This window comes from Pedobacter sp. 01T416_2, from assembly GCF_056398925.1.
Window position 1 is genome coordinate 1 of the sequence record NZ_JBFTQI010000017.1, and the last position, 18,728, is coordinate 18,728.

An 18,728-nucleotide genomic window follows, 5' to 3' on the forward strand; every position below is an offset into this window, starting at 1 on the left:
AATCTAAATCTCGCTCATTATGAAAAACAAACCATTATTGCAGGAAATTTTATGGCTCTTAGCTTGCATTGCAATTAGCATAATTATCGGCTTCTGCATATTTGGAAAAACCCTTTTTAGCAATTCCATTGACATCAATCTTCACGACACCTATTTCGTGATTAAAAAACAGCATTTATTGATATTCTTTTTCATTATTATTTCTTTTTTCGTTTACTATTTTAAAGAGCTTAAACACTCATTTTGCAGAAAAATTCAACGCTCATTTATTTTCTTTTTAGGCTTTATTTTAATCCTGCTAGCTTCCATAGCAGTACAACTTCTGCCTTTCTTTAATCCATACCACAATATTAACGGCTGGACGATTTACCCGCCATTGTCTGCACAACCAGAAATCAATCAATATGAACAAAACTTCACTATTTTAACGATCGTATCTAAAGCTGTGCTTATACTTCAAATTATAGTAGTTTCTATGATGCTATCTGTAACCTATAAATGGGGAAGCTCAAAAAATAATCAATTAACTTCAGAAGTCTAAAAGCCTAGAGTGCAGAAGACTTCGGAAGTTTTTACGTGGATGTAAGACTTACGAAGTTATTCCATCGCTTATCCCCTGGCTAAACTTCGTAAGAAATTTAACTCAAAATATTTTTTACAATCATTTCGGCGTGTACCCTAGAATTTTCGATAAAAAGTTTGTGGGTATCTAGTCCGCCGCAAACTACACCAGCCAAATACAAACCTCTCACATTCGTTTCCATGGTTTCTTCGTTATAAACCGGGCAAAGTGTTTCGGGCAGTTCGATGCCGAATTTCCTCAGCATTCCGAAATCCGGTTGGTAACCGGTCATTGCAATTACAAAATCGTTCGGGATGGTTTTTATTCCTTCGGGTGTTTTAATGTCTACCTCGCCTTCCCTTATTTCAATCAATTCGGAGTTAAAAAGTGCTTTAACTTCTCCTTCTTTAATCCTGTTCTGTATATCCGGGCGCACCCAATATTTCACATGAGGGCCAAGATCGCAGCTGCGTACAACCATAGTTACATTTGCACCTTTCCGATACGTTTCTAAAGCAGCATCTACGCCCGAGTTATTGGCGCCAACCACTACCACATTTTGAAATGCATATAAATGCGGGTCCTTATAATAATGCGTTACTTTTGGCAAATCCTCTCCTGGAACATTCATCAACAATGGCACATCATAAAAACCAGTAGCCACAATTACATTATTGGCCGTATAATTAGTTTTAGTGGTATTAATTTCGAAAACATCATGATCCTTTTTAACAACTTGTTTTACGCTTTCAAAAAGATGGATATTTAAATCAAATTTTTCGGCCACACGACGGTAATACTCAACCGCTTCATTTCTGTTAGGTTTCGGACTGATGGTTACGAAAGGAACTCCTCCAATTTCTAACTTTTGAGAAGTAGAAAAGAAGGTCATAAACACCGGATAGTTAAACAAACTGTTCACCAAAGCACCCTTCTCTACAATTACATAGCTTAAGTTTGCTTTTTGCGCCTCTATTGCACAGGCCATCCCTATTGGGCCAGCACCGATAATTAATACGTCGTAATGATTTTGATTTTCAGACATCCAGTTTTTATTTCGCTTAAAGAGTGGTCGTCATCTCGACTGCAGCACCGCGGAATGGAGATATCTGTTAGCATAGATTTCTCGACTGCACTGTGTTCCGTTCGAAATGACGATCTCTTTTATTTATTAAACTTTCATTGCTTTGCTTGGGCAGGCGAAATCGGTTCTTTTTAAACCGGTATTTTTAATTGCGCCGTAACCGCCTGCAACATCAATCACATTTTCTACTCCACGTGATTTTAAGATGGAAGCAGCAATCATTGATCGGTAGCCACCTGCACAGTGAATATAATAGGTAGATTTTGGATTAATCTCGCCAGTCCAGTCGTTAATAAAATCTAACGGCCGGCTCAGCGTAAATTCCAGATGTTCTGCTTCATATTCACCTGGTTTGCGTACATCAAGTGCTGTAATTTCGCCGTTAAGACTAGCTGTTTCAAATGCTTCGGCAGAGATTGATTCAATAGTATCGATTTCCTTACCAGCATCTGTCCACCTTTCGAAACCACCATCTAAATAGCCTATGGTACTATCGTATCCTACGCGGGTTAAGCGGGTAATGGTTTCTTCTTCTTTACCCTGATCGGTAATCAGTAAAATTGGCTGCTGTAAATCGGTAATCAAAGCACCAACCCAGGGTGCAAACTGTCCGTTAAGGCCAATATTGATCGAATTTGGAATAAAACCTTTTGCAAAAACCTGCGGATCGCGGGTATCGAGCATAATTGCCCCTGTTTGGTTTACAGTATCTTCAAAAGCTTGCGGGGTTAAAGCGTTTAATCCTTTCTCGTAAACCTCATCAATACTTTCCACCCCACCTTTATTAATGGCAGCATTTTTAGCAAAATATTGTGGTGGTGGCAAAATGCCATCTGTTACTTCTGCAATGAATTGCTCTTTTGTTTCGGCTTTTAAAGCGTAATTTACTTCCTTTTGGTGCCCTAAAGTATCGAAAGTTTCTTTACTCATGCTTTTGCCACAGGCAGAACCTGCACCATGCGCCGGGTAAACAATTACATCATCAGCTAAGGGCTTTATTTTTTCATTTAACGAATCGTAAAGCATTCCCGCTAAATCTTCCATGGTTAAATGGCCTTTTTGCGCTAAATCAGGTCGACCAACATCGCCAATAAATAAGGTATCGCCACTAAAAATGCAGTGATCTTTCCCATTTTCATCTCTTAGCAGATAAGTAGTCGATTCTAAAGTATGCCCGGGAGTATGTAAAGCGGTAATGGTTACGTTTCCAATTTTAAACTGCTCACCATCTTTGGCAATGTGCGATTTAAACCCGGTTTTAGCGGTTGGGCCAYAGATAATTTCGGCACCAGATTTCTCTGCCAGATCTACATGTCCGGAAACAAAATCGGCATGAAAATGCGTTTCAAAAATATATTTAATGGTGGCTCCTGCTTTTTCAGCTTTCTTTAAATACGTTCCAACCTCTCTTAGCGGATCAATAATTGCAGCTTCGCCATTACTTTCGATGTAATAAGCGGCTTCTGCCAGGCAACCTGTATATATTTGTTCTATTTTCATGTTTTCTTCGCAACGTCACCCTGAATTTATTTCAGGGTCTTACCAGAAAGATGCTGAAACAAGTTCAGCATGACGGATCTATTACAGCAAAAATAGCGCTAAATACTTATAACCGAAATGATGTCGGTCATAATTGCAGAAGTTTTACTTACTGTAATGCAAAACTGCTAACTGAGAATTGTCAACTGCAATTGATTTGGGCGTTACCCTAATCCCGATGAATCGGGAAAGGGTCGGGCTTTTTCAGGGCTGCGCTTCGCTCCGGTACCGATGAAGACCTGTGAAACAAGCAAGCATACCGTGATTAAATAAAAACAGATGCTTAATCGGTACTAAACCCTTACAATCCCTAACGCGGATCTATCGCAATTTCAGAATTTATGCAACGACCCATGTTGCTAAACCTGATAAAGCGTAAAGCCCGGACTGAGGTATCCCGATTCATCGGGAAGGGCTTGAAGCGGTAGCAGGACTAAGCGTGCCATTATAACAGAACCCATCATTTCCAAAAACGATGAAAATAACCCTACACTTCAGGATTAAATCCGTAGTTCTGTAAACGGGATTACAAATCCCGACTAGCACTAATCTTTAGTCAATTCACCCCTTAGCGATTCTTCCATTAATTTTCGGCTTTCTTCTATTGACAAGCCCAAGCCCATTACAAACATTAGCTTTGTAACTGTAGCCTCGAAAGTTAAGTCGTAGCCACTTAAAATGCCCATTTTCAACAATTCTCTACTGGTTTCGTAACGTCCCAATTGTACAGATCCTTTTTTACACTGAGAGATATCGATGATTATCTTTCCATTCAAAATAGCCTGACGCAAACTATCTAAAAACCATTGTGCGGTTGTTGTATTACCTGAGCCAAAAGTTTCTAAAATAATGGCGTCTACCTTAGAATCTGTAATCGCCTGAACCGCCTGTGGCGTTATTCCAGGGTATAATTTCAGCACCCCGATATTAGAATTAAAATTGGTGTGTAATTTTAATTCTCCTTTCGGTGCTTTAAGAATATAATTTCTGTAAAACTGCAGGTGAACGCCCGCTTCGGCAAGTATCGGGTAATTTGGCGAACGGAAAGCTTCGAACTTTTCGCTGTTGTACTTTATAGAGCGATTGCCCCTAAATAACTGGGAATCAAAATAAATGCAAACCTCTGGAAAAAGTGCTTTTCCATCTTCTTTGGTTGCTGCAATCTCTAGAGCGGTAATTAAATTCTCTTTGGCGTCAGTCCTGATTTCGCCAATAGGGAGTTGCGAACCGGTTAAAACAACTGGTTTAGCTAGATTTTCGAGCATAAAACTCAATGCCGATGCGGTGAAGGCCATGGTATCAGATCCGTGGAGAATAACAAAACCATCGTACTGATCGTATTTATGATAAACGAGTTCGGCTAATGTTTTCCATATTTCAGGATCCATGTTTGAAGAATCCAATACCGGATTGAAGGAATGCACATCTAAATCGTAGTCTAAACGGTTTAACTCAGGAACGTTTTCTTTTATCTGCTGAAAATCAAATGGAATTAACATCCCATTTGTAGGATCGTTAACCATACCGATAGTACCGCCGGTATAAATTATAAGTATTTTGGTCATTTGGTTGGGTGAAGGTTGCTCACCGCAAAGAAACTAAAAATTTACAAATGATCGGACGATATTTTTAAATTAGCAACAAAAAAGCTAAAAAACGCTAAAAAATTGTCAAAATGATAAATTTTATGTGCTTATTTTAAAATAAAAGAAATACAATATTGTCGTCATCCTGAACTTGTTTCAGGATCCAGAAAGAAAGATGCTAAAATAAAAATTACAACGACAGAATCTAAAACTTAAGCGTCATTCCCGCGCATGCGGGAATCTTAAAGCTATTGCATTACGATTCCCAATCAAGTTGGGAATGACGAACCGCTAAAATTTGCCGAATAAGGATAATAACATTTAAACCCCAAAAATTTTCTTCGAATTCTCTGTGGTTACATCCGCAATTTCTTCAATAGGAGTGCCATAAATATCGGCCAGTTTTTGGGCAATATAAATCAAATAACTGCTTTCATTAGGCTTTCCACGGAAAGGAACTGGCGCCAAATAAGGTGAATCAGTCTCTAAAACTACATTAGCTAAAGGAATTTCTGATAATACCAGATCCAATCCAGCTTTTTTATAGGTAACTACACCACCAATGCCTAAATAAAAATTTAAGTCGATGGCCTGTTTAGCCTGCGCTAAATTACCAGTAAAACAATGAAAAATACCGCGCAGTTTTTCGTCCCTTTCACTTTCCAGTAACTCGAAAACCTCATCAAAAGCCTCGCGACAATGGATCACAATCGGCAAACCTAAATCTTTTGCCCAGCCAATCTGTTTGCGAAAAGCATCTTGCTGAATGGCCAAGGTAGTTTTATCCCAATACAGATCGATCCCGATCTCACCAATGGCATAAATTTTCCGACCGGAAATGCTATTGTAAATTTCGTCCAATTGAGCAAGATAATCTTCCTTCACATCACAAGGATGTAAACCTGCCATTGCAAAACAATTTGCCGGATATTTCGCCACCAGATCATCTATCATGGCAATTGATTTTACATCAACATTAGGCAAAAATAAACGGTTAACGTTATTCTCGAAACAGCGTTCCATTAACTGCGCTTGTTTCTCGGCATCCTGCTCGTAATATAAATGGGTATGGGTATCGGTAAAAAGCATGTTTATAATGTAAAATGGGTAATGTACGATTGAAATGGGGCTTAAGTTGTTCGTCATGCTGAACTTGATTCAGCATCTATTTGTACATAAAGACCCTGAAACAAATCCGATAGCTATCGGATCAGGGTGACGATCGCTTAAAACCTGTAATCTCGGTCTTTCTGACCTCCAACCTCAGACTATTTCTTCTTCTTAGACGCTTTGACCTCAGACTTCAAACTGCCGACCTCGGACTCTAAAGCCATTTCCTTTTTCAAAAACTTTCCGGTTAAACTGATCGGGTTCTGGATTAAACCTTCTGGTGTACCTTCGAATAAAATCCTTCCGCCACCAGCACCGCCTTCCTCGCCTAAATCGATCACCCAATCGGCAACTTTAACCACATCTAAATTGTGTTCAATTACCAAAATCGTATTTCCTTTATCAACCAGTTCTTGCAATACGCCTAAAAGCACATTAATATCTTCGAAGTGGAGCCCTGTTGTAGGCTCATCTAAAATATAGAAGGTTTTTCCGGTATCTTTTTTAGAAAGCTCTGTAGCCAATTTAACCCGCTGCGCCTCGCCACCCGATAAAGTAACCGATGATTGTCCTAAAGTGATATAACCTAAACCAACATCTTTCAATGTTTTGATCTTCCTATAGATGATCGGGATATTTTCGAAGAAATTACAGGCATCTTCGATACTCATATCCAGCACATCACTGATCGATTTTCCCCTGAAACGAACTTCTAAGGTTTCTCTATTATATCTTTTTCCACCACATTCTTCACAAGGCACCTGTACATCAGGCAAGAAATTCATCTCAATCACCTTTAAACCAGCACCTTGACAGGTTTCGCAACGGCCACCTTTTACGTTAAAAGAAAAACGGCCGGGTTTGTAACCACGGATTTTGGCCTCGGGCAGCTGTACAAACAAGTTTCTGATGTCGGAGAAGACTCCGGTATAAGTAGATGGATTAGAACGAGGTGTTCTGCCGATAGGTGCCTGATCGATTTCAATTACCTTATCAATTTCTTTCAATCCGTTAATTTTCTCGTAAGGCAAAGGTTGTTTTTTCGCCCTAAAGAAATGGTGATTTAAAATCGGATATAAAGTCTCGGTAATCAAACTCGATTTACCACTACCCGAAACTCCGGTTACGGCAATAAATTTACCCAAAGGAAAATCTACTGAAACTTCTTTTAAATTATGCCCGGTAGCTTTTATGATAGACAATTTATGTCCATTTCCTTTTCTACGGACTTTTGGCGTTTCAATTTTCTTTTTGCCGTTCAGGTAATCGGCAGTTAAGGTATTCGACTTCAGGATCTGTGCGGCAGTTCCTTCTGCAACTACCGTTCCGCCGTGGATACCTGCTCCAGGACCAACATCAATTACCCAATCGGCCTCCAGAATCATGTCCTTATCGTGTTCTACCACCAAAACGGTATTTCCAAGATCACGGAGATTTTTAAGCGCATTGATTAAACGTTCGTTATCGCGCTGGTGCAAACCGATACTTGGCTCATCGAGGATGTACATTACATTCATCAATTGAGAACCGATCTGCGTAGCCAAACGGATCCGTTGTGCCTCACCGCCTGAAAGCGTACGGGCTGTCCTATCGAGCGTTAAATAGGTTAAACCAACATCTGTTAAGAAACCGATCCTGGCTTTAATCTCTTTTAAAATTTCCTTTGCAATAATATTCTGACGGTCGGTAAGTCGTTCATCTACTTTTTCGAACCAGATATTCAGGTTGAAAATATCCATTGATGACAGTTCGAAAATGTTCTTGCCATCAACTTTGAAATGCAGGCTTTCTTTTTTAAGTCGTGCGCCGTTACACTCCGGACAGGTTTTCAGTTTACGGAAAGTTTCCATATCATCAACCGCAGCCTCACCCCGTTTTTCGTTCTGCTCTTCGAGCATTTTAATAATACCATCGAAAGTGATATTATAATTCTGAACGTTCCATTTATTGTACTCAACAGCCACATTGATCAGATCGTGTGTACCGTTTAGGATAATATTGATGATATCATCACCCAGTTTTTCAATTGGGGTAGAAAGCGAGAAATTATATTTTTTGGCCAGCGCTTTTAATACCTGGAACATCCAGATATCACGATATTCGCCTAATGGAGCCAAACCACCGTTTAAAATACTCAGCTTTGGGTTTGGAATCACTGATTCTTTATCCACCACGAAGATATAACCTAAACCGTCACAACGTTCGCAGGCACCATATGGTGAGTTGAATGAAAAACTGTTCGGTTGAGGTTCATCGTAAGAAATACCTGTGGTTGGGCACATCAAAAACTTACTGAAATGCGCAACGTTATTATCTTTATCGCTGATTTTGATCACACCTTTACCCATTTTCATCGCAATCTGCAACGAATCTAGCAAGCGTTTTTTATCCTTCACATCAATGATCAAACGGTCAATCACCACTTCGATATCGTGAATTTTATAACGGTCTACCTGCATTTTAGCAGAAATATCCTTTATTTCTCCATCTACACGAACCTTTACATAGCCTTGTTTACGGATCTGCTCGAAAAGCTCGCGGTAATGCCCCTTTCTACCTTTAACAACAGGCGCAAGAATATTTACTGCAACACCATCAAATTTATTAAAGATATTCTGCAGGATCTGGTCTTCGCTCATGCGCTCCATCTTCTCGCCAGTATTGTACGAATAGGCATCGGCAACACGTGCATAAAGTAAACGCATAAAATCGTAAATCTCGGTAATGGTACCTACGGTAGAGCGCGGGTTTTTACTGGTGGTTTTTTGCTCAATGGCAATAACCGGGCTCAATCCCGAAACCTTATCTACATCAGGGCGCTCCATCCCGCCCATAAACTGGCGGCTATAGGCACTAAATGTTTCCATATAGCGGCGCTGTCCTTCCGCGTAAATGGTATCAAAAGCCAACGAAGATTTACCGCTTCCGCTTAACCCTGTTATTACAACAAGTTGGTTGCGTGGAAAACTGACATCTATATTCTTTAAATTATGTACCCTCGCACCATATACTTCTACATCTTTTTGCTCGCCGAGGTCGATAGATTTATTGCTCATATTTATTAAAAGTTGGAGGCAAAATTGAGCCTTTCAAAAGACAAAATTTCAATCCGCAAAAATGCTAAAAATTTTATCAAAATGAAAGTCTAATGCAATCTTGATTAAGGATTAATTGTCATAATGTCGACTTCTATTTCGTAGGAAATCAGACGTAAACAGAAGATACAGATTAAAAGGCTAAAAAAAGTTTTCGCCATACTTCACAAACGCTGTAAACGATACAATGGTTTTGTATTTTTAGAGAACTTTTAAAATTTTAAGCTCCTTACCCAATGCAACCTAATAAGCATCTTAAAAAAGATCTCTCGACTCCGCTGCTCTCCGCTCGAGATGACGACACACCTGTGGGCACCATGCGAACCAATGAACCAATGGCTAATAAACCAACCTACCACTCTATCGTCGTTCCATTCTCTGTCGGATGTCCGGTACAAACCAAAACCCTGCCTCTTTCCAACTCATCATCAGTAAGCACCTCATTGTAATCCATCCTTACCCCACCTTTGGTGCAATTRGCCACACAGGTACTACATACACCCCCGCGACAACTATAAGGGAGTTTGATTTTATTTTCCAGCGCAACATCTAAAATTCTTTTTGGCCAGGGCACTTCAAGGTTATAAGTTTCCCCTCTAAAGTTTAAAATTACCGAATAAGTGTTTTTATCGACAAGCTTTTCTGCCGAACCATCATCCTCATCCACCTCATCTTCTGGCAATACAAAGGTTTCTCTTTTAATCTGTTTGATATCGAAACCCATGCCCAGCAAAGTAATCCGGCATAAATCCATATAAATTATCGGGCCACAGCTGTAAAACAGCGCATCATTCCGATCAAAATGCAAATGTTCTTTGAGTAGCTTTTCGATATAGAATTTGTTTAGGCGGGCCGTCATTAGGTTTTTGCTATTGCTGAAAACCCAAACAATCTTTAACCTATCCGGATATTTCTTTTGCCATTCGTTCAGCTCATCATAAAATAATGCATCCTCCATTGATCGGTTACTATATACCAGTGTAACCAACGATTTTTTCTCACGCACCAATGCTGTTTTCAAAATCGAGAATAATGGAGTAATCCCCACTCCTGCAGCGAACAGAAAAAGATCGCGTTTCAGGTTTTCTTCTGGCAAGTAGCAGAACATCCCTTGAGGCTCTTGCGCCAATAGAATATCATTTACCGAAGTTTTATGGTGTAAAAATCTCGAAATCTCTCCATTTTCTACCCTTTTTACTGTAATAGCCAAAGGCTCATCCACATCTGGCGAGCTGTTAAAAGAATACGACCGCCTTATTTCCTTATGTTTTCCCTGAAAAATCAATGAAATAAACTGACCTGCCAAATACTTTGGATATTGTTGATCTACCTCCTCAAACTGAAAAGTAATATTATCACCAGGCTGATTTATGATTTTATTGATGCGCAGTTTGAACATAATACAAAGAAAGGAAATTGATTTATTAGTTCAATCGTTCATTGGTCATTAGTTCATTGGTTAGCATAATGCAGAAGTATCTCCGTGCTAATCTGTGTTTCCGTGGCTAAATGTTTATTGGTTCAATTGCCGTTTGTTCATTAGTTAGCACCGTGCAGAAAAACAACTCCGTGGTTTCGGTGTTTCCGTGGCAATAAAGTTCATTGGTTTATTTGCCATTGGTTCATTGGTTAGCAAAACAAATTTGTGTAATCCAACATCTGTGCAATCGCCTTCATAAAAAAAGCGTCCCGATTTAAAACCGGGACGCCTTACCAAATGCTTGTCTTTATCTTAATTATATTATTCGGCGTTGTAGGCCAATAATACTCTCGGTTTTTCGTAACCGTAACGTTTCGGATGTTCCATAATCTGTTTCATAGAAATCACTTTATAAACATAGCCTCCGGTTTCGCGGTTCAGCTTCATTTTGTAGTAATTGTCTTGATTTTGATTATTGATCTGCTTGCGCAGACGTCCGTCGCCAACATTGTAAGCCGCAGCTACCAATGTCCAGCTTTCTAAACCTTTATACATTTCTTTAATGTATTTGCAGGCAGCGATGGTCGATTTACGCAAATTATAGCGTTCATCAACATTTCCGTTTACTCTTAATCCATAGGTACGGGCTGTGCCAGGCATAAACTGCCAGATTCCGGCTGCACCTTTTGGAGAAACTCCTTCCGCCATTCCAGATTCGACCAGGGCCAAATACTTAAAATCGTTTGGAATTCCGTAGGCAGCAAGAATAGGCTCAATTACAGGAAACCATTTTGCTGCTTTTGCATGCAATTTATTGGTTTGGGTATTTCCGTAAGTGTGTGCTGCAAGGATTTTTTTCATTTTGCGTTCTACCTTTTTATCGCCTAACGGCAGGGTTTCTTCGGCAAAATTTAACTGTGCCATTAAAGATAGCGGCTTTTCCGCATTTTCAACTTCCAGGCTATCAGATTTGGGTATTGTAGTGTTTAATTTTTCTTCTTTTAAAAGACTTTTTTGTGCTAAGGGCATTTGGTAAGCGAACACTTTTGCCAAGATAAATAGTGTTGCCACTACCGCAAATGGTACGATGTGTTTCTTTAACATTTTCCTCCTTTTTTTGGTGAACTTATATAAAAACGTTGGCAAAGGTAAAAAATAATAAGCACATTATCAAATAGTTACAAAACTAACCCCAAAAATCAGCCCCTAAAGCACTTTAAACGTGGATTTTAAATTTTGATTTTCAGCGTAATTTTCCTATTTTAGAGGCTATTTTTTTATCTAATTTTTTCGCTCTTAAAATTGTTATGTTCATCAATTTTTCATAAATTTGCAACCCGCATTTTTAATGCGGCTAAAAGCGTATCATGATAAATAAAAACAACAGGAACAGTCGGGATGACAAGTCCAAACCAGGCAGTCGGAAAACAGAAGGCAGAAGTAGTTCGGCCGGGTCTGAGAGAAGAAGATCAGACGACAAAGACAGCAAATTCAAAAAATCATCCGATTCTAAAGACGGCTTCAAACCTAGAAGCTCAGAGGGTAAAGATTTCAAATCAAAATCTTTCGGAGACAAAAAAGACTTCAGGCCAAGAACAGGAGACCGTAATTTTAAATCGAAAGATGGAGAATCAACAGGTTTCAAATTTGGAGACCGCGAGTTTAAATCAAAAGATAACAACTCAAAATCAGAAGACCGCAGTTTCAAGCCAAGAGAAGGTGGATCGAGAGATTACAAGCCAAGAACTGGAGATCGTGATTTCAAATCGAGAGAGGGAGGATCAAGAGATTACAAACCGAGAACAGGAGACAGAGATTTTAAACCAAGAGAAGGTGGTGCAAGAGATTATAAGCCAAGAACAGGAGAACGCGATTTCAAATCTAAGGATGGAGATTCGAGAGATTTTAAACCGAGAACTGGCGACCGCGACTTTAAACCTAGAGAAGGCGGATCAAGAGATTACAAGCCAAGAACGGGAGACCGTGATTTCAAATCGAAAGATGGTGGACCAAGAGATTTCAAACCGAGAGAAGGTGGCTATAAAGATTACAAATCAAGAGGCAAATCTGATGATTTCAAGCCAAGTGCTGGAAGTTCAAGAGATGTAAAACCTAGAGAACCGAGAGAAGGCGATACCCGTCCGTTTAGAAAACGCGAGGATGCTCAGCCAAGAGATACAGAGTTTAACCGCCCAGAGCGCACTGTAATTGCCCAAGGCCGCAAAACAAATGAAGAGAAAGGCTTAATTCGCCTTAACAGATATATTTCAAATGCAGGTATCTGCTCTCGCCGTAAAGCTGATGAGCTAATTGCTGCCGGCATTATTACCGTAAACGGAGAAGCCATTACCGAATTAGGACATAAAGTTGATCCAGCGAAAGATTTAGTACGTTATAACGGCGAGCTATTGAAACGCGAGAAAAAAGTTTACGTTTTATTAAACAAACCAAAAGATTACATCACCACTACCGACGATCCACAAGAACGCCGTACCGTAATGCAATTGGTTGACAAGGCGAGCCGCGAGCGTATTTACCCAGTTGGCCGTTTAGACCGTAATACAACAGGTTTATTGTTGATGACAAACGATGGTGATTTAGCAGATAAATTATCGCATCCTAAAAACGGTATCACCAAAATTTATAATATTGAGCTGGATAAAGCTTTATCACAAGGCGATTTAAACAAAATTGCTTTTGGTTTAGAGCTGGAAGACGGATTGATTAAACCCGATAACATTTCTTACGTTGCGGGTGGAACCAAAAAAGAAATCGGCATCCAGATCCATAGTGGTAAAAACAGAATTGTTCGTCGTATTTTCGAACACCTGGGTTACAATGTAGAAAAATTAGACCGTGTAGTATATGGTAATCTGACTAAGAAAGATTTACCACGTGGCAGATGGCGCTATCTTGAAGATCATGAATTGATCCAGATTAAACATCTGATAAAATAATACGTAAAAGGCAACCAATGGTTGCCTTTTTTGTTGCTTATTAAAAAAAATTGTTATCCTGAGCAATCAATTTTTTCAGAAAAACATTGGAGTGGATATTACAGGTACCACGCATCGTCATTCTCAACTTGATTGGGAATCGTAATGCCTTAGTTGGGTTTGTAGGTTGCATTAAGATTCCCGCCTGCGCGGGAAAGACGACCGTTCTTTGGAATCCATCAATGGTAGTATAGTCCAATTTGAGGATAGCCCAACATTATTGCATCTCAATTGCAAATTACATTTTACGATTCCAAAGTAAATTAAGAACAATGAAAACGGTTTATTAAATGGAAATTAATTTCCGTGCTCTTCCGTGCCTCCGTGGCTAATTACATTTTAATTCCCCATATTTGTCAAAATCAACATCGTTTTTCATGAAAAAAATTAGTTCAGTATTTATACTTTCTATACTATCAACGCTAACATTTGCGCAAAAAACCAATTACAACCTTATTGTTGGCACCTATACCGCACCTGGAAAAAGCGAAGGAATCTATACTTACAACTTTAATAGTTCAACCGCAGCTACAACGGTAAAAAGCATCACAAAAAACACAGCCAACCCGAGTTATCTGGCCGTTTCTCCAGATCAGAAATTTGTTTACGTGGTTAATGAAACCGGAGCCACCAGCACAGTCAGTGCTTTTAAATACAACGCAACAACAGGTGCTTTAACTTTTTTAAATAAGGTAGACAGCCACGGTGCCGATCCTTGTTTTATTACCGTTGATGCCAAAAATGTTATTGTTGCGAATTATAGTGGAGGCAGTTTAGCGGTATTCGCACGCAAGACTGACGGTGCCTTAACAGAAGCTTTGYAAGTGATTAAACATACCGGAAAAAGCATTGATCCTAAAGGCAGACAAGAGAGTGCGCATGTACATATGGTTAAATTTACGCCAGATCACAAATATTTAATTGTTAACGATCTGGGTGAAGATCAAACTTACATCTACAACTATAACCCTACCTCAAAAGAAAAAATATTAACCGTTAAGTCGGTAATTAAAACCAATGCAGGCACTGGTCCTAGGCACATCACTTTTAGTCCAAATGGGAAATTTGCCTATTTAGCGCACGAATTTAATGGCAGCATAACCGTTTTCGCCTATTCGAATGGAAGTTTAACCAAAATCCAGGAAATTGGTACTACGCCAAAAGATTTTACCGGAAAAATTGATGGTGCCGACATCCATGTTTCGGCTGATGGAAAATTTCTTTACGAAACCAACCGCGGAGATGCCAATAGCATTTCTGCCTTTTCAATTCTGTCGACCGGAAAATTGAAATTCATCGAAACAGTCAGTACACTCGGCAAAGGGCCAAGAAACTTCACGATTGATCCGACTGGAAATTTCCTATTGATCGGTCATCAATACACCAACAACATCGTTATCTTCAAGCGAAATAAAATTACTGGCAAATTAACCGATAGCGGTAAACGCATTGATGTTGGCGCGCCAGTTTGTTTAGTTTTTAATTAATCACCTAAAATTAAGCCAATGGAAAACTTCGATTGGACCAGATTCACCATCAAGATTGCTGTTAAAGCGAAACTTGAAGACATGTACAATGCCTGGACAAAAGCCAGCGAAATTGAGAAATGGTTTTTAAGCGAGGCGGAATTCTCTGACGAAAACGGCATATTGCTCAACAAAACGCAAAACGTATTGAAAGGCGATAAATACAAATGGATCTGGTATCTGTATGATGATATTGAAAAAGGGAGCATAACTGAAGCCAATGACAAAAATGAACTTCAATTTACTTTTGCAGGCGAATGTTTGGTCGACATTAAACTCAGAGAAGAGTTTGAGTATGTAGTTGTAGAGTTGACGCAAAAGAATATTCCTTTAGATGAAAATGCAAAAAGAAATATTCGCTTAGGTTGTCATAATGGTTGGAGTTTTTATTTGGTTAATTTAAAATCTGTTTACGAAGGTGGTTTGGACTTAAGAAATAAGGATAACCGCTTTAAGCCCATGCTGAATAATTGAGAACTGAAAAACAATTTTAGCAGAAAAAACACCAAACACGATCGTCATCCTGAGTTCAGCCGAGGATCTTTATAGCATGATAGATACTGAAACAAGTTCAGTATGACGATATGAGTAAACGCGTAAATAAATTAAGTTCCATTATCTTACGCGAGCGTCCTGCTGAATTTATTTCAACATCTTTATTGCCAGAAAACGAAATGAAATAGAACAACAGAGGTTATGGAACGAGGCGGCTGCGTTTACATATTAACGAATCACACACATACGGTTTTGTATATCGGCGTAACATCCGATTTATATTTCAGGATAGTTGAGCACAGGGAGAAGAAATATCCAGATTCATTTACAGCCAAATACAATTGTATCAAACTTGTTTATTACGAGCAGTTTGATTCTATTGAAGAAGCCATTGCGAAAGAAAAACAATTGAAAAACTGGAAGCGGGCCTGGAAGATTAATCTGATTAATCAAAATAACTCAAATTGGGAGGATTTGTTTGAAACCCTAGAATAAAGCTGAAATACCCATTCGATCCGTCACCCTGAATTCATTTCAGGGTCTTAATGACAACAAACTAGCATGATAGATACTGAAACAAGTTCAATATAACGAAACGCCCACTCCCCGTCGCTCTGAATTCATTTCAGGGGCTTAATGACAACAAACTAGCATGATAGATACTGAAACAAGTTCAGTATGACGAATCTCGGAAATATATTACCTTTGCTAAGGAAATGAATTGTAAATCAACATACTTAGAAAAAAATCATTTAAAATGGACGGCAATATTAGTCCTGTTTCTGAGTTTGTTCACATTTTCGAGCAACCAGGCCAATTCAGTCACCCTTCAATCGAATCCAGTTTTTCAAACAGAATGGGTATCTGGATTACAAAAGAGTTTTTCTACTTCAAGTGTTTTCAACAAGTCAACAAGAAAAACATGCACTTCGATAAATGAATACGATCTGCAGATTTCTGCTTTTAATGAGTTAGTAAAAACCAAATTAACAAAACTCGCTAAAGCATTCTTACCTACGTCAAATACTTCAAGCTTTTTTGTTCAGGAAACAATCTCACAATACCCCACTGAAATCCCTACCAGCTAATTGAAGCTTTAGCCATTATCAGGCTATTTAATTAGTACTTACAGGTCTATTGGTTATTTAACCGACAAGCCATCATTCTATCGAAACATGAAACAGTTCAAAAAAGCCCTGAGGCTAACAGGATTGGTATTGCTGATTCTTTTAGCCTCTTTTGGACTTGGAGGAGGTGTTCCTATTCCTCCACCTAATAGAAGAGAAAACCATATTGAAATAAAAATAGAGTTAAAAGAAGCAGAAGATAAAGAAAAACTAACTTTATCAGCTATCAGGGAATAAAGAAAAATGGCCCCGATTTTCATTGGGGCCATTCAAATATTATATTGTCGCTTATTATGCCGGTTCTGCAACTCTGGCTACATTGCGATATGGGAATTCATTAAAGATATGTCTGCGGGCAAAACGGCCTGGAGAATCGGCGTTAACCAATTTCACGTAGATTGCTTTTGGCACATCGAAATATTCGTAAGCACTTCCATCAAAAAACTGGATATTTAAAACCTGTTGTTTGTATTCGAAATCCTGAATATTCGACAATGTTGTAGTTTGCGTGTACGTTTCGATATTCTGTTCGCGTGTTTCTGGCGCAATACTTACCAAGAAATGGTAAGCTTCGATAATTTCTTTACTTCTAGCTTCTGCATCTAATTTCTCTTCTTCCTGCTGAAATTTATCAGGGTGACAATCTTTCATCAATGTGCGGTACACAGATTTAAGCTCTTTTAACTCAGCATTTTTATCTACGCTCAAAAGCTTTCTGTAATCAACTATTTTCTTCATTTGGGATAACCTCTTTTTTAATTTTGTCGAAATGATTTTAGGGATCTTTATCTGCAAAACCGTTTCAAGCCGCAAAGATACGATTTATAATCATTTGATTTTGAGAAAGTTTAATTTGTTAAATATTGCTGATATGATTCATCAACTAACGAGTTCTCCTGTATCTTACTTAAGTTTTTTAACAACAGATGCACACGGATTTATCATCTGTGTGCATCCTTTTATCTGTGGTTAAATATAACGTGATACTTAAATTGTTAATATTTAGCTTGTAATGAGTTTTCGATTACTTCCTTATAATAGTTAACATAAACAGGTAGGATCTTTTTCAGGTCAAAATCTTGTGCCCTTGCAAAAGCATTTTCTTTGAAACGATTCAGGGTTTCATCATCCTTTAATATTTCAATGGCATGGGCTGCCATTGCATCTACATCTCCAACATTGCTCATGTAGCCACAAAATCCGTCAACGTTCAGCTCAGGCAAACCACCCGCATTTGTAGTAATTGCCGGCACTTTACAAGCCATTGCCTCTAATGCAGCTAAACCGAAGCTTTCAGATTCTGATGGCATTAAGAAAAGATCTGAAACCGATAAGATTTCTTCAACCGCATCTTGCTTACCTAAAAACCTTACATTTTCGCAAATATTCAACGATCTGCAAAGCTGCTCATCGTAAGCACGCTCTGGCCCATCGCCTACCATTAATAGTTTCGACGGAATAACCGCTTGTACTTTTTCGAAAATCCTAATCACGTCAGCCGTACGTTTTACTTTCCTGAAATTACTGGTGTGGATTAAAATCCTTTCGTTATTTGGCGCGATCGCTTTTTTGAAGTGACCTTTTGCCTGCAAACTGAAGCGCGAAAAATCTATAAAATTTGGGATTACCTTAATTTCTTTTGTAATCTCGAAATGATTATAAGTATCTTCTTTTAAATCTTCTGATACTGTAGTTACACCGTCGCTTTGATTAATAGAAAAGGTAACCACGGGTTTATAAGTTGGATCTTTACCCACCAAAGTAATATCGGTACCATGCAAAGTTGTTACCACCGGAATATGAATACCATAACTTGCCAAAATCTGTTTCGCCATAAAAGCAGCAGAAGCATGTGGAATGGCATAATGAACGTGTAATACATCCAATTGTTCAAAACGGACAACATCTACCAGTTTGCTGGCCAGTGCCGATTCGTAAGGAGCATAATCAAAAAGTGGATAATCTCTTACCGAAACCTCGTGATAAAACAGGTTGGCAGAAAAGAAATCGAGCCTGGCAGGCTGACTATAAGTAATAAAGTGAACCTGATGTCCCTCGTTAGCAAGTGCTTTACCAAGTTCTGTTGCAACTACTCCACTACCGCCAAAAGTGGGGTAGCAAACAATTCCTATCTTCATTGTACATGTTTTGTTGTTATCGCAAATGTACCCGATTTTAATCTATAATG

The 18,728-nt window shown here is 38.9% G+C and carries 15 protein-coding genes; 6 read left to right on the forward strand and 9 right to left on the reverse strand.

What is annotated here, in order from left to right:
* Positions 1–19 precede the first annotated feature (19 nt).
* Positions 20–541, forward strand: a complete 522-nt coding sequence (locus AC1DPQ_RS01565; protein WP_477578335.1) for a hypothetical protein — start codon at positions 20–22, stop codon at positions 539–541.
* Between the two features lie 97 nt (positions 542–638).
* Here the strand turns inward: AC1DPQ_RS01565 and AC1DPQ_RS01570 are convergent, their stop codons facing one another.
* From AC1DPQ_RS01570 to AC1DPQ_RS01600, 7 genes are all read right to left on the reverse strand, one after another.
* Entirely contained in the window at positions 639–1,607 is a 969-nt protein-coding gene (locus AC1DPQ_RS01570) for a YpdA family putative bacillithiol disulfide reductase (protein WP_477578337.1), read from the reverse strand.
* 126 nt (positions 1,608–1,733) lie between these two features.
* Positions 1,734–3,146 carry an MBL fold metallo-hydrolase gene (locus AC1DPQ_RS01575; RefSeq protein ID WP_477607654.1) on the reverse strand — a complete coding sequence of 471 codons (1,413 nt, stop codon included), beginning with the start codon at positions 3,144–3,146 and terminating at the stop codon, positions 1,734–1,736.
* A 584-nt stretch (positions 3,147–3,730) separates the two neighbouring features.
* On the reverse strand, positions 3,731–4,750 hold the full coding sequence (locus AC1DPQ_RS01580; protein WP_477578341.1) for an asparaginase: 1,020 nt from the start codon (positions 4,748–4,750) through the stop codon (positions 3,731–3,733).
* Between the two features lie 342 nt (positions 4,751–5,092).
* Positions 5,093–5,860 carry a TatD family hydrolase gene (locus AC1DPQ_RS01585; protein WP_477607658.1) on the reverse strand — a complete coding sequence of 256 codons (768 nt, stop codon included), beginning with the start codon at positions 5,858–5,860 and terminating at the stop codon, positions 5,093–5,095.
* A gap of 179 nt (positions 5,861–6,039) precedes the next feature.
* Positions 6,040–8,937, reverse strand: a complete 2,898-nt coding sequence (gene uvrA, locus AC1DPQ_RS01590; protein WP_477578292.1) for an excinuclease ABC subunit UvrA — start codon at positions 8,935–8,937, stop codon at positions 6,040–6,042.
* Positions 8,938–9,328: 391 nt separating this feature from the next.
* Positions 9,329–10,375, reverse strand: coding sequence for a 2Fe-2S iron-sulfur cluster-binding protein (locus AC1DPQ_RS01595; RefSeq protein WP_477578290.1), 1,047 nt, complete (start codon positions 10,373–10,375; stop codon positions 9,329–9,331).
* Between the two features lie 342 nt (positions 10,376–10,717).
* Positions 10,718–11,500, reverse strand: a complete 783-nt coding sequence (locus tag AC1DPQ_RS01600) for a lytic transglycosylase domain-containing protein (protein WP_057931183.1) — start codon at positions 11,498–11,500, stop codon at positions 10,718–10,720.
* A gap of 263 nt (positions 11,501–11,763) precedes the next feature.
* Between AC1DPQ_RS01600 and AC1DPQ_RS01605 the strand changes: the two genes are divergently transcribed.
* The 5 genes from AC1DPQ_RS01605 (at position 11,764) to AC1DPQ_RS01625 (ending at position 16,777) form a co-directional block, all read left to right on the forward strand.
* A complete protein-coding gene (locus tag AC1DPQ_RS01605; protein WP_477578288.1) occupies positions 11,764–13,353 on the forward strand; it encodes a pseudouridine synthase in 1,590 nt (529 codons plus the stop codon).
* Between the two features lie 416 nt (positions 13,354–13,769).
* Complete coding sequence (locus AC1DPQ_RS01610; protein WP_477607656.1) at positions 13,770–14,879, forward strand: lactonase family protein; 1,110 nt, start codon at positions 13,770–13,772, stop codon at positions 14,877–14,879.
* Between the two features lie 18 nt (positions 14,880–14,897).
* Positions 14,898–15,392: an SRPBCC family protein gene (locus tag AC1DPQ_RS01615; protein ID WP_477578284.1), complete on the forward strand. Its 495-nt coding sequence runs from the start codon at positions 14,898–14,900 to the stop codon at positions 15,390–15,392.
* Between the two features lie 222 nt (positions 15,393–15,614).
* Positions 15,615–15,908, forward strand: coding sequence for a GIY-YIG nuclease family protein (locus AC1DPQ_RS01620; protein WP_477578282.1), 294 nt, complete (start codon positions 15,615–15,617; stop codon positions 15,906–15,908).
* A 680-nt stretch (positions 15,909–16,588) separates the two neighbouring features.
* Positions 16,589–16,777 carry a hypothetical protein gene (locus tag AC1DPQ_RS01625; protein WP_477578280.1) on the forward strand — a complete coding sequence of 63 codons (189 nt, stop codon included), beginning with the start codon at positions 16,589–16,591 and terminating at the stop codon, positions 16,775–16,777.
* 54 nt (positions 16,778–16,831) lie between these two features.
* Here AC1DPQ_RS01625 and AC1DPQ_RS01630 read toward each other — a convergent pair whose 3' ends face one another.
* Together AC1DPQ_RS01630 and bshA are read right to left on the reverse strand one after the other, a co-directional pair.
* Positions 16,832–17,278, reverse strand: a complete 447-nt coding sequence (locus AC1DPQ_RS01630) for a KTSC domain-containing protein (RefSeq protein WP_029279950.1) — start codon at positions 17,276–17,278, stop codon at positions 16,832–16,834.
* Between the two features lie 257 nt (positions 17,279–17,535).
* On the reverse strand, positions 17,536–18,678 hold the full coding sequence (gene bshA, locus AC1DPQ_RS01635; RefSeq protein WP_057931188.1) for an N-acetyl-alpha-D-glucosaminyl L-malate synthase BshA: 1,143 nt from the start codon (positions 18,676–18,678) through the stop codon (positions 17,536–17,538).
* Between the last annotated feature and the right edge of the window lie 50 nt (positions 18,679–18,728).